At 42.6% G+C, this 26,732-nt stretch carries 25 protein-coding genes; all 25 read right to left on the bottom strand.

Features of this window, described 5'->3' with window-relative positions; translation table 11 throughout:
• Window positions 1–526 precede the first annotated feature (526 nt).
• Window positions 527–1,891: a D-alanyl-D-alanine carboxypeptidase family protein gene (locus GCWU000182_RS09505; protein ID WP_023392599.1), complete on the bottom strand. Its 1,365-nt coding sequence runs from the start codon at window positions 1,889–1,891 to the stop codon at window positions 527–529.
• Window positions 1,892–1,899: 8 nt separating this feature from the next.
• Window positions 1,900–3,063 carry a sensor histidine kinase gene (locus tag GCWU000182_RS09500; protein ID WP_023392598.1) on the bottom strand — a complete coding sequence of 388 codons (1,164 nt, stop codon included), beginning with the start codon at window positions 3,061–3,063 and terminating at the stop codon, window positions 1,900–1,902.
• Window positions 3,053–3,751 (bottom strand): response regulator transcription factor, encoded by a 699-nt coding sequence (locus GCWU000182_RS09495; RefSeq protein WP_023392597.1) that lies wholly within the window; start codon window positions 3,749–3,751, stop codon window positions 3,053–3,055. Before GCWU000182_RS09495 ends, GCWU000182_RS09500 begins: the two co-directional genes overlap by 11 nt.
• A 127-nt stretch (window positions 3,752–3,878) precedes the next feature.
• Window positions 3,879–5,357 (bottom strand): IMP dehydrogenase, encoded by a 1,479-nt coding sequence (gene guaB / locus GCWU000182_RS09490; protein ID WP_023392596.1) that lies wholly within the window; start codon window positions 5,355–5,357, stop codon window positions 3,879–3,881.
• Between the two features lie 182 nt (window positions 5,358–5,539).
• A complete protein-coding gene (locus GCWU000182_RS09485; protein WP_023392595.1) occupies window positions 5,540–6,280 on the bottom strand; it encodes a DUF1129 domain-containing protein in 741 nt (246 codons plus the stop codon).
• Between the two features lie 18 nt (window positions 6,281–6,298).
• Window positions 6,299–7,399 carry a redox-regulated ATPase YchF gene (gene ychF / locus GCWU000182_RS09480; RefSeq protein ID WP_035365012.1) on the bottom strand — a complete coding sequence of 367 codons (1,101 nt, stop codon included), beginning with the start codon at window positions 7,397–7,399 and terminating at the stop codon, window positions 6,299–6,301.
• Window positions 7,400–7,420: 21 nt separating this feature from the next.
• Window positions 7,421–7,621 (bottom strand): DUF951 domain-containing protein, encoded by a 201-nt coding sequence (locus tag GCWU000182_RS09475; RefSeq protein ID WP_023392593.1) that lies wholly within the window; start codon window positions 7,619–7,621, stop codon window positions 7,421–7,423.
• Between the two features lie 11 nt (window positions 7,622–7,632).
• Entirely contained in the window at window positions 7,633–8,526 is an 894-nt protein-coding gene (locus GCWU000182_RS09470) for a ParB/RepB/Spo0J family partition protein (RefSeq protein ID WP_023392592.1), read from the bottom strand.
• Window positions 8,519–9,280 carry a ParA family protein gene (locus tag GCWU000182_RS09465; RefSeq protein ID WP_023392591.1) on the bottom strand — a complete coding sequence of 254 codons (762 nt, stop codon included), beginning with the start codon at window positions 9,278–9,280 and terminating at the stop codon, window positions 8,519–8,521. Before GCWU000182_RS09465 ends, GCWU000182_RS09470 begins: the two co-directional genes overlap by 8 nt.
• Before the next feature lie 10 nt (window positions 9,281–9,290).
• Complete coding sequence (rsmG, locus tag GCWU000182_RS09460) at window positions 9,291–10,013, bottom strand: 16S rRNA (guanine(527)-N(7))-methyltransferase RsmG (protein WP_023392590.1); 723 nt, start codon at window positions 10,011–10,013, stop codon at window positions 9,291–9,293.
• A 183-nt stretch (window positions 10,014–10,196) separates the two neighbouring features.
• Window positions 10,197–10,649 carry a 50S ribosomal protein L9 gene (gene rplI, locus GCWU000182_RS09455; protein ID WP_023392589.1) on the bottom strand — a complete coding sequence of 151 codons (453 nt, stop codon included), beginning with the start codon at window positions 10,647–10,649 and terminating at the stop codon, window positions 10,197–10,199.
• Window positions 10,649–12,655 carry a DHH family phosphoesterase gene (locus GCWU000182_RS09450; RefSeq protein ID WP_156905309.1) on the bottom strand — a complete coding sequence of 669 codons (2,007 nt, stop codon included), beginning with the start codon at window positions 12,653–12,655 and terminating at the stop codon, window positions 10,649–10,651. The genes rplI and GCWU000182_RS09450 overlap by 1 nt, the downstream gene beginning before the upstream one ends.
• 123 nt (window positions 12,656–12,778) lie before the next feature.
• Window positions 12,779–13,024: a 30S ribosomal protein S18 gene (gene rpsR / locus GCWU000182_RS09445; RefSeq protein ID WP_023392587.1), complete on the bottom strand. Its 246-nt coding sequence runs from the start codon at window positions 13,022–13,024 to the stop codon at window positions 12,779–12,781.
• A gap of 22 nt (window positions 13,025–13,046) precedes the next feature.
• Entirely contained in the window at window positions 13,047–13,565 is a 519-nt protein-coding gene (gene ssb, locus GCWU000182_RS09440; protein ID WP_035364986.1) for a single-stranded DNA-binding protein, read from the bottom strand.
• A 36-nt stretch (window positions 13,566–13,601) separates the two neighbouring features.
• Window positions 13,602–13,901 carry a 30S ribosomal protein S6 gene (rpsF, locus tag GCWU000182_RS09435; RefSeq protein WP_023392585.1) on the bottom strand — a complete coding sequence of 100 codons (300 nt, stop codon included), beginning with the start codon at window positions 13,899–13,901 and terminating at the stop codon, window positions 13,602–13,604.
• Window positions 13,902–14,289: 388 nt separating this feature from the next.
• Window positions 14,290–15,021 (bottom strand): ABC transporter permease, encoded by a 732-nt coding sequence (locus GCWU000182_RS09730; protein WP_023392584.1) that lies wholly within the window; start codon window positions 15,019–15,021, stop codon window positions 14,290–14,292.
• Window positions 15,018–15,872, bottom strand: a complete 855-nt coding sequence (locus GCWU000182_RS09420; protein WP_023392583.1) for an ABC transporter ATP-binding protein — start codon at window positions 15,870–15,872, stop codon at window positions 15,018–15,020. Before GCWU000182_RS09420 ends, GCWU000182_RS09730 begins: the two co-directional genes overlap by 4 nt.
• Window positions 15,873–16,031: 159 nt before the next feature.
• Complete coding sequence (locus GCWU000182_RS09415) at window positions 16,032–17,033, bottom strand: LytTR family DNA-binding domain-containing protein (RefSeq protein ID WP_023392582.1); 1,002 nt, start codon at window positions 17,031–17,033, stop codon at window positions 16,032–16,034.
• A 15-nt stretch (window positions 17,034–17,048) separates the two neighbouring features.
• Window positions 17,049–17,774 (bottom strand): ABC transporter permease, encoded by a 726-nt coding sequence (locus tag GCWU000182_RS09410; protein ID WP_023392581.1) that lies wholly within the window; start codon window positions 17,772–17,774, stop codon window positions 17,049–17,051.
• A gap of 134 nt (window positions 17,775–17,908) precedes the next feature.
• Window positions 17,909–20,425, bottom strand: coding sequence for a DNA gyrase subunit A (gyrA, locus tag GCWU000182_RS09405; protein WP_023392580.1), 2,517 nt, complete (start codon window positions 20,423–20,425; stop codon window positions 17,909–17,911).
• Between the two features lie 32 nt (window positions 20,426–20,457).
• Window positions 20,458–22,380: a DNA topoisomerase (ATP-hydrolyzing) subunit B gene (gene gyrB, locus GCWU000182_RS09400; protein ID WP_023392579.1), complete on the bottom strand. Its 1,923-nt coding sequence runs from the start codon at window positions 22,378–22,380 to the stop codon at window positions 20,458–20,460.
• Window positions 22,346–23,500, bottom strand: a complete 1,155-nt coding sequence (gene recF / locus GCWU000182_RS09395) for a DNA replication/repair protein RecF (protein ID WP_023392578.1) — start codon at window positions 23,498–23,500, stop codon at window positions 22,346–22,348. The genes gyrB and recF overlap by 35 nt, the downstream gene beginning before the upstream one ends.
• Complete coding sequence (gene yaaA / locus GCWU000182_RS09390; protein ID WP_023392577.1) at window positions 23,490–23,720, bottom strand: S4 domain-containing protein YaaA; 231 nt, start codon at window positions 23,718–23,720, stop codon at window positions 23,490–23,492. The genes recF and yaaA overlap by 11 nt, the downstream gene beginning before the upstream one ends.
• 148 nt (window positions 23,721–23,868) lie before the next feature.
• On the bottom strand, window positions 23,869–25,020 hold the full coding sequence (gene dnaN / locus GCWU000182_RS09385) for a DNA polymerase III subunit beta (RefSeq protein WP_035364980.1): 1,152 nt from the start codon (window positions 25,018–25,020) through the stop codon (window positions 23,869–23,871).
• 174 nt (window positions 25,021–25,194) lie between these two features.
• Window positions 25,195–26,559, bottom strand: a complete 1,365-nt coding sequence (gene dnaA, locus GCWU000182_RS09380) for a chromosomal replication initiator protein DnaA (protein ID WP_035364978.1) — start codon at window positions 26,557–26,559, stop codon at window positions 25,195–25,197.
• Window positions 26,560–26,732: the final 173 nt, after the last annotated feature.

Below are 26,732 nucleotides of genomic sequence, written 5' to 3'. Positions count from 1 at the left end.
GTGCAAGCACCTAGTCGCGGTTCGTTCGACTTGCATGTATTAGGCACGCCGCCAGCGTTCGTCCTGAGCCAGGATCAAACTCTCATGAAAAAAATTCATAAGTCTACTTGACTCATTTCTTTACTAGCTTGTTTTTTACCCAGCTTGTCTGCTGCCGAATTGTTGGTTGTTCATCAAGTTTCCTCGATGACCCTCACATTCTTGGTGTGTCTTTGTTTAGTTTTCAATGTGCTTGTCGCCCTCATGTGACAACTTCTATATATTAGCATGAATCCCTTTGTTCGTCAATACTTTCCCTTCATTTTTTTAGCTTTTTATCAACTTTTCTAGTGGCTACTATATCTAGTAGATTTAATTTTTAGTTCTACCTAAATATAGTGCTCTGATTCTTTTCTACTTACCCACTTTGCCTTTGGCTTTATCTAGCTATTCGCTCCGTTTCATAGTTGAACTCACCCTGTCAACACCACAATATATTGCTTATTCAATATATTAAAGGAGAAGCCCTAAAGCTTCTCCTTTGATATTAATTAAATAGTCTGGTAAAGAACTGCCGAATTCCTTCTGCTAGACCACTGAAGAAACGGCCTAGCCCCCGCCAGAACTTGGCCATAAAACCAGCTTCCTTAATGTCATGGCTAAGTTTGACACTGACTCGATTGGTTTTACTTGTAGGAAGAAACTGCATGGCATGTTGCTTAATTGAGGCCTGCACTTGGCCGATTGTTTGACCACCTGCTTGCGGCGCCTGAATATTCCAGCCATTGTCGATAGCACTCACTAGACTCGTATCTGGTTCAAAGAGATAGTCAATGCGAGGTGTGGTATCTACGATAGGAATCGCAAGGTCCAAGTTTTCACCATAATAGGCCTGTACTTGTTCAGGTTCACCATCGTGTGCCAGTAATTGGTTTATTTGTGTAACTGAATCTCCTGTGGAGATAACACGTTTAAGTTGATAGGTACCATATACATAATCCAATAGTTTCTTGCTGTCATGGTAACTTTGAGACGACTCGCTATTTCCTAGTGTGAGAACAATAACGCGAAAATTATCGCGCGCCATGGTCTGGACTGTTCCATAGCCATCATGAGCTGTCGCTGCGCTCATCAGCCCATCAACTTGGTCATATTCATAGGCTTGGCCGGCTAACATCTGGTTACTGTTATGCATCTCAAACTGATCATCAGTCCCTTGGCGGAAAAGCTTAGCATCTATTTTGGTATTGTCTAACAATTCAGGATGGTGACTGACTAATTGGTAGCTTACAGCTGCTAGAATGATAGCATTGAGCTTATTCTGCTGCTTGCTTGCCACACCTTCTTCTTGTTCGATAAGACCCGTTAGATTGGTAAGCTCGGGCACTAAGGCCAGCCACTCTGCTCGGTCAACCTCATTAATCTTATCTGAATCTGCCAGTATAGATTGAACTTTGGCTTGCATTAAGTCTTGGAAAGCGGCCTTGCTTCCTGCCGTATACTCAGCTAAGGCTAAGAGCGCTCCGTTGGCCGAGCCAATTTCTACCGCCTCTAACAGTTCGGCAACAGAGTAGTCTAAGTCTTGTCGTAACGGCACATTCGATATTTCATAATTCTGACTCAGGGCATAAGCCTCATCAGATAGGGTTACACGATCATCTAAATGAATCTTTTCTTGGTCTAGCGCATCATAGATAATTAGCAGACTAAGCAACTTGGTCAAATTACCGACTTCTAATAGCGCCATAGGATTCTTCTGATATAAAATTTGCCCACTAGCAGCATCTACCGCAATAGCAGACTGAGCGTTGAGATTCGGCTCTGTCCCAACTGCTTGGATAGCCGTTGTGGCTAAAGCCTGTAGCCCTAGCCATAGACTGAAAAAGGCTAGGAAGAGATTACGTTTTTTCATAGTACACCTTATTGTTGGGGGGATTTTTGGGGGATTTCAATAGTAAAAATGGTTTCTTTGCCTTCTACCTCGGCGTAAACACGGCCATGGTGAAGCTCTACAATATTGCGAACGATGGCCAATCCTAAACCTGTCCCAGGTTGGTTAGCACTTCTTGACTGATCGGCCCGATAACTTCTCTGGAAAATATCTTCTAACTCGCTCTGATCAAGCGGTTGGCCATCATTCTTAACTTTAAAGTAGATATAGTCTTCCTCTTGATAGGCTAATAACTCAATATAATGTGCGCCAATACCATATTTAAGTGCGTTGGACAAAAGATTATGGAAAACTCGTGCCATCTTATCGACATCAAAACTAGCCACCAGATTCTTAGGACGGATATCCAAGCGTAGTTCAATGGTTTTCTCTCTGGCACTAAGCTCGAAGTCAGCTACTAATTGCTCCATGAACCGTAGCACCTGAACCTGAACGGGACTAATTTCAGTAGTCGTCTGACGAGTAGCCGTATAGGTAAAAAGATCTTGGACCAAACTCTGCATCTGTTGGGCCTTCCGATAGGCAACGTGAGCATAACGTGCTAGTTCTTCCTGGCTATGATACTGCTGGTTTTCAATCAAACCTAGGTAGCCAATAACCGAAGTCAAAGGCGTGCGAATATCGTGTCCAATATTGGTAATGAGCTCATCTTTAGATTTTTCGATTTTTCGTTCTTCTTCAATGGCTCTAACTGTGCTGTCTACCAAATGATTGATTGAGCTGACAACTTCATCCATCTCACCTAAGTCTGTCTGAGGAATACGAATCTCATAGTGACCTTGCGCAATATATTTAAGATAGTCCAGAATGTGGGCTAACTTCATTTGATTAATTCGACGCTTGACCCGCCAATTGGTGACAAGGATAGCAACCACACAAGAGGCAAGAGAAAAAATATAGACGGAGACAATAATTTGCTGGCGTGTTAAACCTAGCATATGGCGTAGAGTGGTATCTAGGCCAAAAAAGTTTAATTTATAATCAATGGCTTGGCGATAGATTAAGAGCGCGCTTAGATAGAGGAAGAAGATTAAACTCATGGTAATAATGGCCTCTACGATTAGTTCACTTCGCTCACTTCTGGTCAGACGCATACTGAGTGGTTGAGTTGCTTTTTTATCCTTATCCTTCAATTTTATAACCTACTCCCCATACGGTCTGAATGACACGTTCACCTTCGGTGGCCGCTTCAATCTTATCCCGTAAATGGCTGACATGGACCATCACTGTCTTGGCTGACACAATACTTTCTTGGTTCCAAACGGCTTCAAATATTTCTTCTGCACTAAAAACTTGGTTGGGATGGCTAGCCAGAAGATAGAGAATACCAAATTCTAAGGCCGTCAACTGAATATCTTTGTCAGTTAAAGTCTTCACTTCGTGGGAAGCGCGTCGAATAATTAAAGGGCCAATCTCGATTACATCCGGCTCTGCCACTTCCTTCTGGTAGGTGGACTGGCGACGCAAGATGGATTTGACCCGCGCAATAATTTCTAATGGGTTGAATGGCTTAGTAACATAATCATCAGCCCCACTGGTCAGTCCTTGAATCTTGTCTTGATCTGAACTTTTGGCGCTTAACATTAAGACGGGCGTCTCATAGTTTGCAGCACGCAACTTATCTAGGACCTGCATTCCATCAACTTTTGGCATCATAATATCCAAAATGATTAAGCCAATTTCATGGTCCACATCGTTTTTAATGTAACTTAAGGCTTGATGGCCGTTATAGGCCTTAATTACGTCGTAACCTTCATTATGAAGATAAATATTGAGTAATTCAACAATTTCGCGATCGTCATCTGCTACCAAAATTCGCATCTTGCTGTCCTCACTTTCTTATCAAGTCTCCTTCATTATACATCAATCCAGATGCCTTGTGTCTTAAGTTTTATTAAAAGTTATAGACAAAGAAAAGATGCCCCTAAGGGCATCTCATGTAAAAGCTTTAGCTACGTGAGTAGTTAGGTGATTCCTTGGTGATTTGAACGTCGTGTGGGTGAGACTCAATCAAGCCTGCGCCACTCATGCGGATAAATTGCGCGTCTTCACGTAGGGCTTGGAGATTTGGTGTTCCACAATAACCCATACCTGAGCGAAGGCCCCCAATCATTTGGAAGACAATGTCAGCCACGCTTCCCTTGTAGGCAACACGACCCTCAATCCCTTCTGGCACACGTTTGTTAGCTTCGTTAGTAGCTTGGAAGTAACGGTCGCTTGAACCTTTTTCCATTGAAGCTAAGCTTCCCATACCACGATAAACCTTGAAACGACGGCCTTGGTAGATTTCAAATTCACCTGGTGACTCGTCCGTACCAGCCAACATGCTCCCTAGCATGACCGCATGGCCGCCAGCGGCAAGGGCTTTAACGATATCCCCTGAATACTTAATCCCACCATCTGCAATAATAGCCTTGCCGTATTCTTTGGCAGCTGTCGCACAGTCATAAATAGCAGTTAATTGAGGCACACCGACACCGGCTACAACCCGGGTAGTACAGATAGAACCTGGCCCAATCCCGACTTTGACTACATCTACCCCTACTTCAAAGAGGTCACGGGTAGCTTGAGCGGTTGCCACGTTACCAGCGATGATGGTGACATCTGGGAAGGTCTCACGAATTTCCTTAATCTTACGAATAACTCCGGCACTGTGACCATGGGCAGTATCGATAACCAAAGCGTCCACTTGTTCAGCAATGAGGGCACTTGCACGATCGAAAGTATCACTGGTAATCCCCACAGCCGCCGCAACTAAAAGGCGACCGTGTTGATCCTTGGCAGAGTTAGGGAATTGAATGACTTTCTCAATATCTTTAATGGTGATTAAGCCTGATAGGCGACCAGACTCATCAACGATTGGCAATTTTTCAATCCGGTGTTGGTGGAGGATTTTTTCAGCTTCCTCTAAAGTTGTCCCAACTGGAGCTGTCACCAATTTCTCATGTGTCATGTAATCTGCAATCTTATGGCTATAATCTGGAATAAAGCGGAGATCGCGGTTGGTAATAATCCCGACTAACTTACGGCTTTCAAGGCTCTCCACAATCGGTACCCCACTAATCCGATAACGGCTCATTAATTCTTCCGCATCCTCAATCGTATTGTCAGGTGTTAAATAGAAAGGATCGATGATGACGCCATTTTCTGAACGTTTTACCTTACGAACTTCTTCAGCCTGTTCTTGAATGGACATGTTTTTATGGATGACACCCAGTCCACCTTGACGGGCCATAGCGATTGCCATGGTCGAATCCGTCACAGTATCCATGCTGGCACTAATAATGGGAATATTCAATTTTAAATTAGGCGCTAACTCAACTCTTAAATCCACATCATTCGGCAATACCTCGCTGCGCGCTGGCACCAGCAAGACATCATCAAATGTGTATCCTTCACGTACAAATTTTGTTTCCCAACCTGACATTCTATTTCCTCCTTTGACTTCTCAGCAACAGTTATTTTTAATAAAATACCACTTTCGCCCCTTAGGAGCAAGCCTAAAGGCTCATTCTTTTTAAATTCTAATCTTGTTGCTTTACTCTAATCTCCTAGATCTTGCATACAAAAAACCGACTCAGTTTACAACTGAATCGGCCATCCAATTTGTTAGAAAAGTCCGCCTTTAATATTCCACCGCTTTTTGAGATAGAAGCGCAAGAGGAAGGTCAAGCCCCCAATAATGAAGTAGATATCATATGGAAAGACTGGGTTAATGGCTGTTGGGAAGATAACGCTCGAGATGCTGACAGCGAAAATCCATCCTAACATAGCTAGAGTAGAAACGGAGAAGTATTTAATATAACCGCGCTTACCTTTAGGCGCATCCATGTCTGGTAGCACCTTGGACACAATCAGCATGGCAATCCCTGCCACTAAATAGTTAACGATTAAGGTGATTAAGCCCATATTGTTAATGGTTGCTTCACTATTTTGCCCTTGTCGCATAAGTGAGAAGCCCGTAATCAAAGTAAAGACAGATCCTAATAGTAAGCCACCATCGAGGGCAATCTTCCAATCAGCTGAGCGTTCCCCTTCGTCATCACTAGGAAACTGTTGTTCTAAGATAACAGCCGTACATTCAGTCGGGGTGCCGTATAATTGACGGGCAGTCTGCCCGGTCTGTTGGCCTTCTTCTAAGGTTTCGCACATTTCTTGGTAGATTTGTTGGCGAATGGACTCGGTTAGATTAGCAGCCGCTAAGTTCCTGTCCAAAGTCAACATGTATTGTTGGTTGCGTTTGGTTAAACGGCCAAAAATTTCTGACTCTGTTAAGCTGGCAGAAGCCTCCTCAACTGCAACCTCTGCTTCCGTCTCTACTTGCTCTGTTTGTTTGATTTCTTCAGTCATGATTCTTCCTCCTATAGGCTATACATTAAAGCGGAACAGCATAATGTCGCCATCTTGCACGACGTATTCTTTACCTTCTGAACGCACACGACCAGCCTCTTTGGCGGCCTGCATACTTTGGTAAGTGACTAAATCTTGATAAGAGACTGTCTCCGCACGAATGAAGCCACGTTCAAAGTCAGAGTGAATAATCCCAGCTGCTTGTGGTGCCTTCATACCTTGTTTGAAGGTCCAAGCTCGAACTTCTTGTTCCCCAGCCGTGAAGTAAGTGGCTAGGCCTAAGAGGCTATAGACATGTTGGATCAAGCGGTCCAAACCGGATTCTTTCAAGCCGAAGTCTTCCAAGAAGACAGCCTTCTCTTCATCATCCAATTCAGCAATTTCTTCTTCCAAACGCGCACAAATTGGCACGACATCTGCACCTTGGCTAGCCGCTAACTCGCGCACCTGAGCCAAATAAGGATTATCTGACGGGTCCACCACCTCATCTTCACCAATATTGGCAACGTAAAGCATCTTTTTGCGTGTCAAGAGGAAGAGGTTGCGTACATAAGGTAGTTGTTCATCGTAGAAGTCAACAGAGTTAGCCAGTTGATTATTCTCTAGTGCAGCCTTTAATTTTTCTAGCACTTCTAATTCTGCTACTGCATCCTTATCCTTTGATTTAGCTAATTTGGCTACGCGCCCAATACGCTTATCGATGGTTTCCAAATCGGCTAGAATCAATTCTAGGTTAATAGTCTCAATATCTGAGAGTGGGTCTACCTTACCCGATACGTGGGTAATATTGCCATCGGCAAAACAACGGACCACGTGACAAATGGCGTCAACTTGGCGAATATGGCTTAAGAACTTGTTACCCAGCCCCTCACCACGGCTTGCACCTTTTACAATCCCTGCAATATCGGTAAACTCGATTGCAGTTGGTACCGTCTTTTTGGGTTTAACAAGTTTGGTAATTTCAATCAGGCGTTGATCAGGAACTTCAACAATCCCGACGTTTGGATCGATGGTAGCGAAGGGATAGTTAGCCGCTTCGACACCTGCTTTTGTAATCGCATTGAATAGGGTAGATTTCCCGACGTTAGGAAGACCTACAATACCGGCTGTTAATGCCAATGTCATTCACTCTTTCTTTAGCTAGATTTTTTCAGGCGCTTTTTCTTTGATTTTCTTAAGTCGTTTTTCAAAGTCGCGCCGGGTTAAGGTCACAATATGTCCACAGTGACAGCATTTGATTCGGATGTCCATGCCCATACGGATAATCTGCCAACGGTTAGTTTGGCAAGCGTGAGGCTTTTTCATCTCGATAATGTCATGAAGATCATAGTCTTTTTGCATATGGTTCCCTCCTAGGCTTGAATTTGTAACAAATCTAGGATACGCATGAGGTCAGATTCATCCATATATTCAATCTCAATCTTACCCTTGTCACCCCGCTGTTGAATCAAGGCCATGGTGCCAAAGCGTTCTTGCAGTTTTTGCTCGCAAGCTAAGATATAAGATGGCTTTTTGTCTGCTTTTTTGGTCTTTTTGATTTGTTTGGCTTGGGACTTCTCATTAAGTTGTTGTACCAAGTCTTCTAACTGACGGACTGTTAGTTGTTCCTTGATGACACGTTGCGCTAGAGTCACCAACTGCTTCTTGTCCTTAAGTGACAGAAGGGTTCTTGCTTGGCCCATCGATAGTGCTTCTTTTTGAACCAATTTCTTCACTTCATCTGGTAAAGTTAAGAGTCGTAGATAATTGGCAATGTAAGGCCGGCTCTTCCCCATACGTTCAGCCACTTCTGCCTGGGTCAAATTCAACTTGTTCATGAGCATGTCGTAGGCTTCCGCCTCTTCCAGTGGACTCAAGTCCTCCCGTTGCAAGTTTTCCAAAACAGCAATCTCAATCATAACTCGTTCATCAAGTTGACGGACAATGGCCGGAATGGTGGTTAGCCCCGCTAGACGACTGGCTCTAACCCGCCGTTCGCCGGCTACTAGTTCATAGCCTTTGATGGCTGACTTACGCACGATAATAGGTTGGAAAACTCCGTTATTTCGGATGGAGTCTGCCAATTCATTTAGGGCTTCTTCATTAAAATGTTTACGCGGTTGATGTGGATTAGGTCGGATATCTTCCAGGGTAATTTCTTCAACTTGTTCAAATTCCGATGGCGTTTCCTCTAAGGGAGTAAACAAGGCATCCATGCCCCGACCCAAACCACTGCGTTTTTGCTTAGGTTTTGGTTTATTAGCCATTTGCAGCCACCTCCTTGGCTAAGTCCATGTACATTTCAGCTCCACGAGATTTTGGATCATAGTCTATAACCGACTGACCATAGGATGGCGCTTCAGAGAGTCGGACATTACGCGTAATGATCGTCTGATAGACTTTTTCTTGGAAATATTTACGTACTTCTTCAACCACTTCGTAACCCAAATTGGTTCGAGCATCCAACATGGTCAAGAGTACGCCTTCAATCCGAAAGTTCTTATTATAGGTACGTTGAACCAAGCGAATAGTGTTCAAGAGTTGGCTCAAACCTTCTAAGGCATAGTATTCGCACTGTACTGGAATCAGGATGGTATCACTCGCTGTAAATGCATTGAGCGATAACTGGCCGAGTGATGGTGGACAATCTACTAAAATATAATCGTAGTCAGCCTTAATAGGTTCAATCGCCTGTTTTAATCTTGATTCACGGTGGTCTGCTGTTGCAAGTTCAATTTCCGCCCCTGCTAATTGTAGGGTAGACGGTAAAATCCAGAGATTCTCGCGAGAAGTAGGCAAGATAGCTCCCGCTGCTTCAATTTGATCAACTAGGACTTCGTAGACACTTTGCTTAACGTCAGCCCGTTCAATCCCTAAACCACTGGTTGCATTCCCCTGTGAATCCATATCAATAATTAGGACTTTCTTTCCTTGAAAAGCCAAGGCAGCACCCAAGTTGACAGTAGTCGTTGTTTTACCAACGCCACCCTTCTGATTTCCGATTGCAATCATTCTTCCCATAGCTTACCTCCTAGGCTTTAATTGGATTCTTCGCAGGTTTACCTGCCTTACGTGGATACTTATTAGGCGTCTCTTTTGTTTTTTGAATCAGAATATAACGGCGGTCTGCTGACTCAACGGGTAACTGGTCTTCCGTTACCTTGATTAGTTTAGCTCCCAGAATGCTGATAGCAGCCCTAGCTTCTTCTAACTCTTGGTCAGATTTCTGTGCTTTTAACGCTAAAAACTGGCCTCCAATCTTAACTAAAGGAAGGCAGTATTCTGCTAGAACATTCAAGCTTGCGACCGCTCGGGCTGTTACTAAGTCAAACTGCCCTCGATAGACAGGATTTTGTCCTACATCTTCAGCACGTCCATGGACACAGGATACCCCTTCTAAGCCAAGTTCCTCAGCCAAATGTTCAATGAAGGTTAGACGCTTTTGAAGCGAATCGACAATAGTCACTTGTAACTCTGGATGCGCGATTTTTAATGGGATACTTGGAAATCCTGCACCGGCCCCAACATCACAGAGTTGGAGGGCGTAATTATCCAAGGGCATATTCCATAGAGCCATTAAGCAGTCATAAAAATGCTTGAGGTAGACTTCCTCACGCTGGGTAATCGCCGTCAAGTTCATCTTCTCATTCCACTCAACCAAGAGTTGAAAATAGCGCTCAAATTGGGCAATTTGCTGATCATTCAGCACCAGTCCATGTGCGGCGCATTGGGCTATAAATGTCTCTGGATTCATGGATGAGAGCCTTCTTTCTTGTGAATAATCCGTGAAACAAAAAAGTTTCACAACCACTATTTACTTTACCGTATATCTGGAAAAATAGCAACTGATAGCTGCCTATTTTTGCCTCTGTTTAGATCGAATGTTTCACGTGAAACAAAAAAGGGACTGATCTAGTCAATCCCTTTAAGATATAACTTAGGCTTCGACAACATGAACGTTAAGTTTGGCGGTCACGTCATGGTGTAACTTAGCTGCTACATGGTGGTAGCCTAAGGAAGCTAGGTTTTGTTCTAATTGAATCTTGCGTTTATCAATGCTCAGGTCATACTGTTTTTTTAGTTCTTCAGCGATTTGTTTCGATGGGATAGTCCCAAAGAGACGACCATCTGCGCCTGACTTGGCTTTAATTACAATCACAGTTTTTTCATCTTCTAGTTTTTCTTTAAGGTCTTTTGCTTGAGCCAATTCTTCAGCCTCTAAGCGAGCCTTAGCTTTATTTTCGGCATTTAATTGATTAACTGCGGCATTATCAGCAAGTTTAGCTAAGCCATTCTTGATTAAGAAGTTACGGCCATAGCCCTCCGATACTTCAATCAATTGACCCTTTTTTCCTTGTTTTTTTACGTCTTGTAGTAAGATTACTTTCATCAACTTTCCTCCTTATTACGTTGAATGGTCTCTAGCAAGTCTTGATAGACTTGATCAAGACTTGATTCCTTTATTTGAGTCGCAGCAGTAGTCAAATGGCCACCTCCACCCATTTCTTCCATCAAGGTCTGGACATTAAGCCCACCCATGGAACGGGCACTAATCCCGATTGTTTGATCAGGGCGCTCAAATATAACAAAAGAAGCTTCTACTTTTTTAAGTGTCAGCATGACATCCGCTGCTTGAGAGGCTGTCACATTGTCATAAACTTTTCCCTCTTGAGCCTTAGCTACAATAATATCTTCACCGATATAATGGGCTTGAGCTATAATCTCGTTGCGCTCTAACAATCGCTTAAGGTCTTCCTTAAGCAGCTGCTGAATTAAATGTTCATTAGCACCACGAGACTTAAGATAACTTGCTGCATCAAAAGTTCTCGACCCTGTGCGACTGGCAAAGTTATTAGTATCCACAATAATACCTGCTAAGAGAGCCGTCGCTTCTGTTTTATTTAACGTTTCGTGACTGTTTCGCATATAAATGAAGAATTCCGTCACTAATTCTGACGTTGATGAGGCATAAGGCTCAATGAAGGTTAGGACAGGCTTAGCAGGGAAATCTTCACTTCGTCGGTGATGATCAATGATGACCACCTCATGCTCATTCACTAGTGGGCCAGCAGCAGATAAACTAGGTCTGTGGTGATCTACCATGACAAGGAGAGTACGATTATCAACAATCTCTTGAGCTTCCTCTAAGCTAATGAATAGATTGGAGGCCTCATTCTTGATTGCAGGAAATTCAAGAAGCTGAGCCACATCATCAGATAACTCTTGACGATCAAGGATAATTCTAGCAAATTTTCCTTGTTGGCTCACGATTTTATGAATCCCTAGGGCTGCCGCAACAGCATCCATATCAGGATATTTATGGCCCGCAATAATCACACGGTTGGCTTGTTCGACAGAGGTCAGTAAGGCCTGATAAACCAATTTAGAACGTGTAATTGAGCGTTTTTGGTTAACGTTCAACTTACCACCATAAAAACGGGCTTGGCCGTTGTGTGAGCGAACTACAGTCTGATCACCCCCACGTGCTAAAGCTAACTCTACATTAAGTTGAGCTTGATTGGCTAGTTGATCAAGACCATAATAGGTGTCCTCTGAGTATGCAAGCCCTACACTTATCGATACAGGGATTGACTGTTTAGCTTCCGTTTCTTTTATGCTTTCTAGCGTTTTGAATTTATCCTTCTCCAACACCTCTAGGGCTGCTTGATTAGCTAAGATTAAAAACCGATCATCTTCTAAACGTTTGAGATAAAGGTTGAATTGATTAGCCCATTCTCGCAAACCATTTAATAGTTTAGCATCAAAGAGCGAAGTCTCACTATCATCCATAGACTGTACTAATTCGTCGTATTCGTCAATAAGCAGGTAACCAAACACTAAACGATCATAAGCCCTTTGAGCCACCATCTCATGTTCAGGTGTTTGATCAATAAAGTAAATAGCCTGATAGGATGGCTGATGTAAATAGCGATAGTACTTTTGGTTTATCTCAATTGTCTGCCAGTGTTTTTCCGGGTTTTCTTGATTTACAATTTCTCCTAAACCTGGATGTAACTTAGCAAGGGGCTGACCCAGAAGTTGTAGACTTCCATAATGATGTTGAAACTCTGGGTTTACCCAGGCTACTTCTTGTTTATCATTATAGATTAGCACAGCTATGGGGGCGCGATACAAGGCATCTTCTTGCGCTAAGTGCAAGGTTGGTGCCACACTAGAGTACTGCTGCTCTAAATATCGCATGTAGCGTTCAAAATGATTAAATCCAATCATTATGAATAAGAACATTAACACTAGCATTAGAAGTGCTATCCAGGGCATATAAGCAAGCGTTGCTAGAATGATAGAGAGATAAAAGACGGTAAAAAACAATACTGGCCACTTCATTGAGGAACGATCCAACAGTTTTATAAACTGCCTTATTCTATCTTTTTTCACTGTCCACCTCCTAATAGTTTTGTCCTCTTCTATTTTACCACATTTATCCTTCTTTCTCTAGTTGACGAAGAATGTTTCACGTGAAACAAAAAAGACTAGAACCGAAGTTCTAGTCAATAAAAATTAGTCTTGAACAGTAAATGGTAAAAGACCCATAATCCGTGCACGTTTAATAGCAACGGTTAAAGCACGTTGATGCTTCGCGCAAGTCCCAGTTACACGACGTGGTAAGATTTTCCCTTTTTCAGAAATGAAACGTTTGAGTAAATCTACGTCTTTGTAGTCAGGATGATCAATATGGTTTGCGCAGAAGAAACATACTTTTCTACGACGGCGACGGCCGCCACGGCGTTGTTGTTGTTCAGCCATATGTCATACTCCTTCTTAATTCTTAGAATGGTAAATCATCTTCAGAAATATCAATTGGGTGACCTTCATCCATGAATGGAGAGGTACTTGATGAAGAAAATGATTGATTATAGTTATTTTGATTCATTTGTGGCTGTGATTGGTATCCTTGGCCTCCACCTGCACCATAAGCACCTGCTTGGTGATTAGTGTTTGGACTAGAGACAGGGCGTTGTTCAGTCACAGAACGAGATTCTAGCAAGTCGAAGTTGTTAACAACCACTTCGGTTACATATACTCGTTGACCTTGTTGGTTATCGTATGAACGTGTTTGAAGACGTCCATCGATAGCAATCAAGGAACCTTTGCGCGTAAAGTTAGCCAAGTTCTCAGCTGCCTTCCGCCAAATCACACACGAAATGAAGTCTGCTTCACGTTCACCTTGTTGGTTAGTAAAATTACGGTTAACCGCAATGGTGAAAGAACCGACTGCAGTGCCAGATGAGGTAAAACGTAATTCAACATCACGGGTTAAACGTCCGACTAATTGTACAGTATTCATGTTGGTTCCTCCCTCAAAATGTTTCACGTGAAACAATTAAGCTTCGACTTTGACGATCATGTGACGTAAGATGTCACGGTTGATTTTCGCAAGACGGTCGAACTCGTTAATGCCTTGTGCGTTTTCAGCGACAACATTCACGATATGGTAAATACCTTCTTTGTAGTCGTTGATTTCGTAAGCAAAACGTTTTTTCGCCCAGTCTTTCGACTCAACAACTTCAGTACCGTTCTCAGTTAAGATTGAATCGAAACGCTCGACCAATTCTTTCTTAGCATCATCTGTTAAATCAGGACGGATGATGTACAAGATTTCGTATTTAGTTGCTTGACTCATTGACTGCACCTCCTTTTGGACTATTGGCTCATTAAGAGCAAGGAGAGTATGGAAATAGTCACATACTCACATCTATTAATTATACGCGATCCTAGCAAGAATTGCAAGCTATAATCAGAAGAATCTCCCATAAGCCTCTTAACAAAAATATCCCCCCAGAAAAGGGGGATAGAGTTACTTAGCATTCCTGACGACACAACTTATAGCAAAAATTTCCAATGATGGCCATGGCGATGGCACGCTGCAAGTAGGGATTGCCTAAAATAGACAACCAAAGGCTGGTGCTTGATCCTATCGTGACTTCTATCAAAAGGCTTAACATAAGGACAAGCAGCAAGACCATATTGATTAGTCGCTTAGGACGAGTACATGACATAAGAGTTTCCTCCTATTCTTTTTCTAATCCATTGCGACGATAGAGTAAAACGAAAACCAGACTAAGACCTAGCAACCAAGCCAAGGATACCAAGACCTCACGCATAGGTAAGCTAGCATCAGAAAAGTTACGCGACCAACTGAAGAAGAAGTTAGTGTATAGATAAGGCGCAACTTTTGCCAAAGGCTCACTAAACATGGAATAGAAAGGAACGAAGATTAAAATCATCAAAGGGAAAATACTGTAGGCAGTAGCCTCAGATGAATTTTTAGCGAAAATTCCTGAAATAAACCCAATAATAGATCCGGAAACAATGGTTGATAAGCTGACAATCCCATACTTAAGAAGAGATAGATCAGAAAAACTCATACCTGATAAAGGAATCAAGAGATAACTAAGAAGTAATAAAAGAACAACTGTTGGCAGTAGGGTAGCAATAAGAAATTCTAAGCTTGTTACAGTTGAAGTCATCAACACCCGCAGGGTTTTCTTTTCCTTTTCCTCAACCAAACTCATCATACCGGTCATGGCACTCCCCATCCCTGCGATAAAGATGAAGCCCATGGAAATAATCATGATACTGCGAACATTCCCTTGAGCAAATTCATCTGTCCGAGGCAAGATAAAATTCATAGCAACCGGCATAATCATACCCATTAACAAAATAGGTAAAATCTGCATATTAACAACGATTTGGTAGATTTTGAATTTTGAAATAGTCCAGATTTTGTGTAAGTTCATCATAGTAATTCTCTCCCTGTCTTAGCAATAAATACTTCTTCTAACGTTGGTTCATTGGAATGGATGGTTTCGACTAGGTCTTGGCTTAACCATTCATTCAGTTGGGCAATCCCTGCTGGGTCTTGATTAATGATTACCTGGCTTTTATCTTTTAAGCCAACTTCTAACTTGCGTTCTCGCTTAAAGTTTAAGCAAGTATTTCTTGGTGTATCAAGTGAGACAATCTTCCCGTCATTGAGGAGAGCCACTCGATCACAGAGTTTAGTCGCTTCTTCCATATTATGTGTTGTTAGGAAGATGGTGGTTCCTTCAGCCTGTACTTCCTTCAACAACTTATGAATGGCTTGAGCAGTTGCTGGATCCAAACCGGAAGTTGGTTCATCTAGGAAGAGCACCTTAGGCGAATGGAGAAGGGCACGGGCCAATACTAGACGCTGACGCATCCCTTTCGATAAACGGCGGGCAAGTTTCTTCTTATCTTGAGCCAATCCAACGCGTTCAAGTAAGAAGTCAATCCGCTTCTTATCAACCTTAAGTAGATCGGCGAAAAACTTCATATTATGATAGACAGAAACATTTTCGTAGAGACCTGAGTTATCCGTAACGATTCCGACTTCCTGATAGATATCTTGGGTCAGAGCATCCGTTGCTATTCCTAATAATTTAGTTTCACCTGAACTAGCTAGTAGTTGACCAGTTAAGATTTTAATGGTGGTTGTTTTACCTGCACCTGATGGTCCTAAAAATCCAAAAATTTCTCCAGATTCAACTGAAAAATCTAAATGATTGAGCGCGGTTTGGTTTTTAAATTGTTTGACGAGGTCGTGCACCTCGATAACAGATGTGTGTGACATGTGACTGCCTCCTTCTGGTATTTGCTTTGATGACTATAGTCTACACCGACTTTTGACTTTTGACGTAAAAAATCGCCCAAACGTACGGCCAAAAAGTCAAAAAGAGGCCCACTCGGCCCAAGTGTGGAAAAAATGGGATGAATGGTACCTCAGAAATGGCTATAATTCAATCAATTGTCGCAAAGAGTCCAATCGACTGCGTGATAGAGGTAAGAGCGTTTCTTTGGGTTTTTTGAGAATCAGGGTGTAAGAATTCTTAGAATAGGACACCAATTCGTTAATTCGCTGAAGATTAACCAGGTAAGATCGATGACATCTGAAGAATCCGAAATGCTTCAACTTATCTTCTAAGTCAGACAAGGTCATGGCAGTCGGATAAGAATCGCCATTAACTTGAACGGTTGATACGCTATTAATGCTTTCAATATAGTCTATTTCATTTGGATTAAAGTAAACAGTTTTATCACTGAGTTTGCAGGCAACCTTAAAGACGCGGTTGAGTTCAGTCGCCGTTAATTCCTCTGCTTCCTTACCTTCTGAATCCGATTCTTCCTCTGAGACATCTACCAATTCTAATCCATCTTGAACCTGGTAACGATAGGTCTTAATATTAAGGAGGACTAATTCTTCTAGCGAGGTAGCTGTAATCAATAGGGTTAGGGGGAGAGACTTGAGATAATCCAAAGCCCTAAGATAGAGACCTACACCGTCATGACTTAGTAGCGAAATTGGACTTTCTAGGTAGAGCAAATCCGGTTGCTTAAGAGTAGCACGTAGCAGTTGCAAACGATAGCGCTGATCAATCGTCAAATCCTTAATGCGGTAGTTTATTAAATCCGATAAGGCAAAAGCTTCATAGAGCTCAGATAAGCTACCAGCATAGCCAGTCAAACGACTAAAAAGAGTGACAGCTACTTTAACTGTCTGACCTTCATAGAGTCCGTCATCTAAGCGACAGCTTGCCATCGACCTAAAACTGCGGTTGATTTGACCGCTAGTTGGTCGCTCACGCTCCACCAAAAGCTCATAGAAGATTTGCCGTTCATCTTGCGTAAATTTGATTCCTAGATGCTGCCTTGCTTCAATACTAAAATTCAAATCCTTGAGTAACATGCCATTCTGCGACTGCTTCATCACATCTTGCCATTCACATAACTTCATGGGCTCATCCTCCTTTTATAGATAGAGTCGATTCCGTTTTTGTCGATAACAAATAGTCAAAACAATCAGACTAGCTAGTAGCCACACGCCATCAACCAACAGATCCATCCCCAAACCGCCATAATCTAAATGAAGTAACCAGGCATTGGCACGTCCAGTATAAAAATAAGGCATCAATCCTGCTAAATGGTCATTCATTCTACTAAATAAAGGAATAAAGGCTATGGCTAACATGGGAACCATACTAGCAGCATTTGCTGTTGCAGACCGATCAAATATTAAACCAAAAATCAATCCCAAGATACTAGAAATTAGAAAGCACATACTAAAATGGAAAATCATCCCAAAAATAGAGCCTAAATACTGATAATCTAGGTTCAATAAAGGAAGGCTTATCATTACTGTCACCCACATAGTAATCTGTGTCATAATTACTAGGGACAGTAAATAAACCCAAGGCCTAACATGACTATCTAATAAAATACGTAAAGTTTTATGCTCCTTATCCTCAGTTAAATTCAACATAGTAAGCGTAATGGGAGACACGCTACCTAAAAAGGAAAAAAACATAATCATCAAAAAGGCTTGTCGTTCTATCGGACTCACATCGTTTGGAAGAATGAAATTCATTATTACTGGATATAAAATCGTTATATATATCATAGGTGCTATTTTGACAGACGTAAAACTCTGCTTAAATTTTGTACCGACCAGAGTCCAGACTTGTTGCCAAGTTTTCATGGGATAATCCTCCTCTCTCAAAACCTTTCTCTAAGTCTTAATCTTATCCTTTCTTAACTATCATGTCAAATCATGCTAAGACAACAAAAAAAGTTGGCTCCCAATAAAGGGATCCAACTTCTTGATTGAACTTCTTATTCTTCTTCAGAATCCGAGTCATCCTTGGCTTCTTCAGTATCTACTTCTGTTTCAGCTAGCTCTTGAGTTTCTTCACCTGTCTTCATAATCTTGGTAATAGAACTTACCTTAGCGCCATCATCTAGACGAATCATTTTAACCCCAAGGGTAGCGCGTGAAGTGACAGAGATGCTAGCAATATTGAAGCGGATCACAACCCCTTGATCTGTCATCACCATGAGGTCTTCATCACCTTCAGTCGATACAATACCAGCAAGCTGACCGGATTTTGCAGAAATATTAGAGGTCTTAATCCCTTTACCGCCTCGGTTCTTAACAGCATACTCGCTAGCTGGGGTTTGTTTCCCATAACCACGCTCGGTTACAACTAAAACATTGGATTCAGGATTTAAGACGGCAGCCCCAACAACATAGTCACCCTCACGCAGTTTCATCCCACGTACACCAGTCGCTGTCCGGCCCATAATACGGGCATCTGTTTCCGCGAAAGTCATAGCATAACCATTGTGACTACCGATAATAATGTTTTGCTGACCATTTGTGACTAGGACGTTGATTAATTCATCGTCTTCGCGCATGTTAAGGGCAATCAAACCATTATTCCGGATGTTAGCATAGGCGCTGACATCAGAACGCTTCACAATCCCATTCTTAGTGACGAAGAAGAGGTATTGATCTTCATCACTTGGATGAAGGACAATGATTTCCTTAACGTATTCTTCCTTCTCGATATTGAGGAGGTTGACCACTGGAATCCCCTTGGCAGTCCGACCATATTCAGGAATATCATAACCTTTACTTTGATAGACCTTACCTTTATTAGTGAAGAAAAGTAGGCTATCGTGAGTCGAGCAGGAAACGAGGGTTTGGATATTGTCGTTATCACTCATCCCCATGCCTTTGACCCCACGGCCACCACGGTTTTGGACTTGGAATTCATCCTGGGTCATACGTTTGATGTAACCATTAGAGGTCAAGGCAATCAAGACATCTTCTTCCTCGATCAAGTCTTCATCTTCGATGCTGGTCAATTCGCCAACACGTAATTCCGTCCGGCGCTCACCTGGGAAGCGATTCTTGATATCTGCCAATTCGTCTTCAATAATAGCCATAATGTTGGCTTCTGAACTCAAAATTTCAGTTAAGCGACGAATTAATTCCATCAAATCGTTATATTCTGCTTCAATCTTCTCACGTTCCAAACCAGTCAAGCGAGCCAGACGCATGTCTAGGATTGCTTGGGCCTGAATTGGCGAGAATTCAAAACGTTCAATTAACTGAGCCTTGGCTACTTCTGTATCGTGAGAGCCACGAATAATGGCAATAATCTCATCAATAAAGTCTAACGCCTTACGCAAACCTTCTAAGATGTGAGCACGATCTTCGGCTTTGCGTTTTTCAAACTCAGTCCGACGACGAATAACTTCGATTTGGTATTCCAAATACTTGGTCAAGATTTCCTTGAGACTCATAATCTTTGGAACGCCCTTGTCGATGGCTAGCATATTGAAGCCAAATGTAACTTGAAGGGCGGTATATTTATAGAGATTGTTAAGCACGACATTGGCACTGGTGTCGCGTCGTACTTCTACGACAATCCGCATACCTTCACGACCAGATTCATCGGCCACATAGGTAATCCCTTCAATTTTCTTCTCCCGAGCTAATTCGGCAATCCGCTCTACTAACTTAGCCTTGTTGACCCCATAGGGAATCTCGGTCACAACAATTCGTTCCTTGTCATGGGCCATTTGCTCGATTTCGACGCGGCTTCGAACAATAATCTTGCCTTTACCCGTTTGATAGGCCTTGCGGATCCCTGATTTTCCCATGACAATCCCACCTGTTGGGAAGTCAGGTCCAGGTAAAGCTTCCATCAGCTCATTAACGGACACATCTGGATTTTTCATCAAGAGACTGAGGGCATCAATGGTTTCGCCTAAGTTATGAGGCGGAATATTGGTTGCCATCCCGACCGCAATCCCGGCGGCCCCGTTAACTAAGACGTTAGGGAAACGCGAGGGAAGAGTTACAGGTTCTTTTTCTTCTTGAGAATAATTGTCCTTGAAATCAACGGTATCCTTATTGATATCCTTGAGCATTTCCATGGCAATCTTAGACATACGCGCTTCAGTATACCGCATCGCCGCTGCCCCGTCGCCATCAACAGAACCAAAGTTACCATGCCCATCAACTAGCAGTTCCCGATAACTAAAAGGTTGAGCCATCCGGACCATGGCTTCATAAATCGCCGAGTCCCCGTGTGGGTGATATTTACCCATAACGTCCCCGACGATACGAGCAGATTTCTTATAAGGTTTATCCGGAGTAACTCCCATTTCATTCATCCCGTAGAGAATACGGCGGTGAACCGGCTTAAGTCCGTCACGTACGTCAGGCAAGGCCCGAGAAACGATGACGCTCATAGCATAATCTAGGAAGGAAGTCCGCATCTCGTTAGAGAGATTGACTACCTCATAATTATGCGGTGTATGATCAAAGCTTTCACTCATACTATTAGTTCCTTTCTCCTTGTCGCAGCCTGCTAGATATCAAGGTTTTCGACATAGACAGCATTATCTTCAATGAAGGCCCGCCGTGGTTCTACATCGTCACCCATCAACATTTCCAAGACGGCTTCTGCTTCAATAGCATCTTCCACCGTCACCTGTAACATACGGCGATTTTCTGGATTCATGGTTGTTTCCCATAATTGGTCTTCGTTCATTTCCCCAAGACCCTTATAGCGCTGAATGGTGTAGCGCGCGTTTGGATTTTCTTCTTGCCACTCCTTGAGTTCTGCATCAGTATCTAGGTAAATAGCACGCTTACCTTGTTTGACTTGATAGAGCGGTGGTTTAGCAATATAAACATAACCTGCATCTAAAAGTGGACGCATATAGCGATAAATCAAGGTCAGGAGTAGGGTTCTGATGTGAGCCCCATCGACATCCGCATCGGTCATCAGAATAAGTTTATGATAACGGGCTTTGGCAACATCGAATTCTCCCCCGAAGCCTGTTCCCATGGCAGTAAAGAGAGAACGAATTTCTTCGTTATTGAGGATTTTATCCATTGATGCTTTTTCAACGTTGAGGATTTTACCACGAATAGGCAAAATAGCTTGGTACATACGCGAACGACCCTGCTTAGCTGAACCGCCGGCTGAGTCCCCCTCGACAATAAATAATTCGCAGAGTTCGGCTTCACGGCTAGAACAGTCAGCTAATTTACCCGGTAGGTTACTAATTTCCATGACTGACTTACGTCTTGTCATTTCCCGTGCACGTTTAGCCGCCATACGAGCCTTAGCCGCTAAAATCCCTTTATCGACAATAATACGTGCCACTTTAGGATTTTCCATAAGGTAAACATCAAAACCATTGGAGAAGAGTCGGTCTGTGATGGCCCGTACTTCAGAGTTACCTAATTTGGTCTTGGTTTGCCCCTCAAATTGAGGATCTGGGTGTTTGATAGAGAGAACCAAGGTTAAGCCTTCACGGACATCTTCCCCGGTTAGGTTCTCGTCATTCTCCTTGATTAAGTTCATCTTACGAGCGTAATCATTGATTACACGCGTTAAACCCGTCTTAAAGCCTGCTTCGTGAGAACCCCCTTCATGGGTATGAATATTGTTAGCAAAGGACAGAATGGTTGTATGATAACTATCCGTATACTGCATGGAAATTTCGACTTGGATATCATCGACTTCGCCTTCAATATAAATTGGTTCTTCAAAAATTGGCGTCTTATGCTGATTGAGATGTTGTACGTAGCTCTTAATCCCACCTTCATAGTGGAAGCTATCTTTTTCTTCTTGATCTAGACGCTTATCTTCAATGGTAATCCGCAAACCTTTGTTAAGGAAGGCTAACTCGCGAATTCGCTTCTTCAAACGCTCGTATTCAAAAACCGTAGTCTCAGTAAAGATAGCAGGGTCTGGTAAGAAGTTGACCTTGGTCCCAGTTTCTGTTGCTTGCCCGATTACTTCGAGGTCGCCTTCAACGGCTCCACGGTGGTAACGTTGTTGATAGAGTTTCCCGTCACGCGAAACTTGAACAGTTAATTCAGTAGACAAGGCGTTTACGACAGATGCCCCCACACCATGGAGCCCCCCCGACACCTTGTAACCGCCACCGCCAAATTTACCACCGGCATGGAGGACCGTAAAGACTGTTTCAACCGCTGGACGGCCTGTTTGAGGTTGAATATCAACAGGAATCCCCCGCCCATTATCTTGAACGGTAATACTATTATTAGCTTCAATGGTTACTTCGATATGGTCACAATAACCAGCCAAGGCTTCGTCGATTGAGTTATCCACAATTTCCCAAACTAAATGGTGTAAACCAACAATCGAGGTAGACCCGATATACATACCGGGACGCTTGCGGACGGCTTCTAAACCTTCTAAGACCTGAATCTGACCCGCATCATACTGTTGGGGTGATTGCATTTGTTCCGTCATAATGTTCTCCTTTACTGATGTTACCTGCTGAGATATAGAAAATCTCGGCATGAGGCAACTGATGTAGTTTAAGGCCCTTAATCGTCGCAGTCGTCAGGATGGTTTGGACCTTATCTTTAATATAAGACATCAAAATATGTTGGCGATCATCATCTAGCTCAGACAAGACATCATCTAAGAGTAGAACGGGATATTCGCCTCGTGCTTGTTTAATGAGCTCAATTTCAGCCAGTTTTAAACTCAAGACAATGGTTCGTTGCTGACCTTGAGATCCGAAGAATTGGGCTTTTTTATCATTTACATAGGTCATAAAATCATCGCGATGAGGCCCAAACAAGGTCGTCCCCTGATCACGCTCACGACTGGCATAAGTGCTAGCTTGATCGAGGAGTTGCTTGATTCTTTCCTCTAAGGATAAAGGTTGATAAACTTGGCTACCATTGATATATTCAAGCCGCAACTGGTCACGACCATTGGACAGATTCTGATGGATTGGACTAGCAATTTGCCCTAATTTTTCAAGAAATTCCATACGATATTGAATTAAATGAGCGCCCTCTTGGCAAAGTTGCTCAGTCAAAATTTCAAAGAAGACTTGATCGAATTTCTTGCCCCGCCCCTCCTGCTTGAGGTAGCTATTACGCTGTTTAAGCAAACGCTGGTAGGTTAAGAGGTGATTAAGATAAATAGGATTGGCTTGACCTAACTCGATGTCTAAGAAACGACGCCGTAAATTAGGCGCCCCCTTAATTAACTGCATGTCTTCTGGCGCAAACAAGACCGTATTGAATTGCCCCACAAAATGGCTAAGCTTCGATTGATCTAGATAATTCACTTGGGCTACCTTACCTTTTTTAGTCAAGGTTAAGGCCAGGGGAATTTCATAGTTTTTGGTCTCGATGACCGCTTCAATCCTTGCTTGTTCTTGGTCCCACTCAATCATCTCGCTGTCATGATTCGTTCGGTGACTTTTAGCCAAAGACAAGAGAAAAATCGATTCTAAGAGGTTAGTCTTACCCTGGGCATTTTCACCTGTCAGAATAGTTAAACCCGGTCCTAGACAAAGCTCAATTCCTTGGTAATTACGAAAATGGCTTAACTTTAAGGTTTTAAGCTTCATCTGCAACCATCAAGGCATCGAAATCCAAAGCCGGAATGGTGACCTGATCCCCTGGATAGAGCTTGCGCCCTCGGCGTGTTTCTTGCTCCTGATTCACCAAGACCTTTTCTTCTGACAGAAACCATTTAGCCTGGCCACCTGTTGCAATGATGCCTTCATTTTTCAATACCTGTCCTAGGGTAATGAAATCTGACTCAATGCTTATTTCTTGTCTTGCCATTTTATCACCTTAACCTATCTTGATTTTAGACCTTTACCCTCTAATTATACTCTTTTTTGTCGATTTAAGCAATTTTTCTGGCAAATAAGCCCCATAGTTAGCTAAATAAAAAAACGCCTAAAAAGGCGCTTTTTTTTAGTTTTAGATTTTAAGCGTGGTGAGTACGGATTGGCGTTAAGAGTTGGATTAAGTCATTGTGACCTTCTTCAACTTTATCTTCACGCAGTAATAATGGCCGCTCACCTGAGATAAAGCCTAATTTAATGGTGGTATCGCCAAAGGATTTAACGGCATCACGCATGTAATCAGGGTTGAAGGCAATCGTTAGGTCGTCCCCTTCTAAACTATCATAGCTTAACTCTTCGGTAGACTGACCAATTGAGATACCTTGTACTAGGAGCGCCACACTACCTTGACTCATTTTAAGTTGAACCACATTAGACTTAGCCACATGAACTAGGAGAGCTGCCCGCTCCAAAGCTTGGCTGAAGGATTGGGTGTTAACGGTTAATTCTGTATTGTAGGTAGTTGGGATTAGGCGGCTAGTATCTGGGAAAGTCCCTTCTAAGAGGCGAGAGTAAATAACCAAATTATCAAAGTGGAAAACCAATTGCTGAGCCATGACATAGAAAGTCACATTGGACTCGTCATCTAAGATACGAGTCAACTCAATTACCGTTTTCTTAGGAATAGTAATATTAAGCCCCTTGAGACTTGGATTAAGGTCCTTAATTGGGATATCACGCTTACTCAAGCGATGACTATCGGTTGCTACCCCAGTCAAATAACCGTCATGGAAGGACAGGTTCAAACCAGTTAAAATTGGACGATTTTCTTGGTTAGAGGCAGAGAAGATGGTCTGATTGATTAACTTCTTAAATAGTAAACCTGGTAAGGTGACAGGTTTATCTTCATCTGTTTCAGGTAAGACAGGGTATTGGCTGCTGTCGACCCCTTGGATGGTAAAGACTGCTTTACCTGATGTCAATTGGACATTATAGTGGTCTTGGACTTGAATTTCTACTTGATTAGTTGGTAGCTTACGTACAATATCAATGAAGAGACGAGCTGATAAGACAATACTACCTGGTGTGGTAACTTGAAGTTGGGCTGCCTCTTGGCTCGTTTCAATGACACTTTCAATGGAAATGCTAGCGTCACTACCGGTTAAAATCAGACGATCTGATTTTAGTTCTAACTTCATCCCAGTTAAGACAGGAATAGCTGCTTTACCTGGAATAGCCCGCGCTACATGGTTGAGTTGATTAATGAAGTAATCACGGTTAATCGAAAAATGCATAGTGGGTCGACTCCTTTTATTCATAAATATAATAAGATAAATATATATAGTCTTCTTCATCATAAGGCTTGTGGATTCTGTGGAAGACTGTCTTGAGTGGGAAGATAAAGGGATTTTTACATGTGGAAAACCCTGTGCATAATTATCCACAAGTGTTTAGACTTATCAACAAGCTTACTGACCTAGTTTTTGTTTGAGCTCGCTGAGCTCCTGTTTGAGTCGAGCATTATGTTGTAATTCGTCATTGATTTTCTCATAGGCATGGATAATGGTGGTGTGATTACGTTTGCCGAAGGCTTCGCCAATTTTTGGGAAGGAGACATCCGTTAATTCACGACAGAGATACATGGCAACTTGCCGGGGATGAACGATTTCCTTGGTCCGTTTCTTGCCCTTTAATTCATCAATTTCGACATTATAGTAGCGACCAACCTGGGTGACAATCTCATCAATGGATAGCTTATCGCCTGTGGTTGGAGTCCCATTGAGGAGACTGGATAGTGCTTCGGCCGCTAAATTAGTGGTAATCTCACGGTTGTGGATAGTCGCATAGGCTGTGACCCGCGTCAAGGCACCTTCTAGTTCCCGGATATTGGTATTTACATGGCTGGCGATATATTGCAGGGTATCGGCCGAGAATTCATTACTTGCCTTCTTACGTAAGATGGCAATCCGCGTTTCAAAGTCTGGCGGCGTAATATCAATCTGCAAGCCCCAAGCAAAGCGACTAATCAGTCGATCTTCTAAGCCACTTAAGGAACTTGGCAGGCGGTCACAGGTCATCACAATCTGTTTTCCGTGATTATAGAGTTCATTGAAGGTATGGAAGAACTCCTCGCGCGTCTTGTTCTTATTACTTAAAAACTGAATATCATCAATTAAGAGCACATCAATCTTCCGGTACATATGGCGGAATTCTTCGATTGTGTTTTTCTCTAAAGCTGTAATAAAGTCATTAGTAAAGGACTCTGTCGTGGCATACTTAATCTTGGCATGCGGTTGGCGACTAAGAATTTCGTTCCCGATAGCTTGCATGAGGTGGGTTTTACCTAGCCCAACGCCCCCATAAATCAGGTAAGGGTTGTAAGTTTCTCCCGGCGCATCACAGACGGTCAAGGCCGCCGCATGGGCCATTTTATTGGCCTCCCCAATGACGAAATTAGAGAAGGTATAGTTAGGATTTAATTGGGAGCGACTATAAGAACTCGGTTCATTGGGTTCCATCTCCAAGGGAGAAATATGGACTGGCGTCTGGACTACTTGGGTGTTTATCTGTTGCTTAGAAGGAGACACTACATATTTAGCTTGGTACTGACGACCAAAGGTAGATAAGGAAAAATCTACTACGACATTCTTAAGCTTCCCCTGTTCCCAGAAGTTGCGAATAAGACTATTGGGAACGCGCAGTTTAAAGGAGTTTTCTGTTAATTCCATGATGTCAGCACTAGAAACGAAAGCTTCAAAAGTCTTTTCGTCTAAACCACCATAGTGGCGAATATATTCTAGGAGTTCTTGCCAAAAGAGCTCTTTCTCTTCCATTGACGGGGTCACCTCTTTCATAAGCAGAATCAATCACTTCTATTATAGCATAATCGGCTTGCTATCTCTAGTTTCTGTGGATAAGTCCCTCTATCCACATATGAACGGAAACTTATCCACAGGTGCATGAATAGTGTGGATAAAGTCCATTTAGAGAGAAAATCACAGTTAGG

The sequence above is a fragment of the Abiotrophia defectiva ATCC 49176 genome, assembly GCF_000160075.2.
Classification (GTDB): Bacteria; Bacillota; Bacilli; order Lactobacillales; family Aerococcaceae; genus Abiotrophia; species Abiotrophia defectiva.
This window is presented reverse-complemented; position numbering and strand designations above follow the sequence as displayed.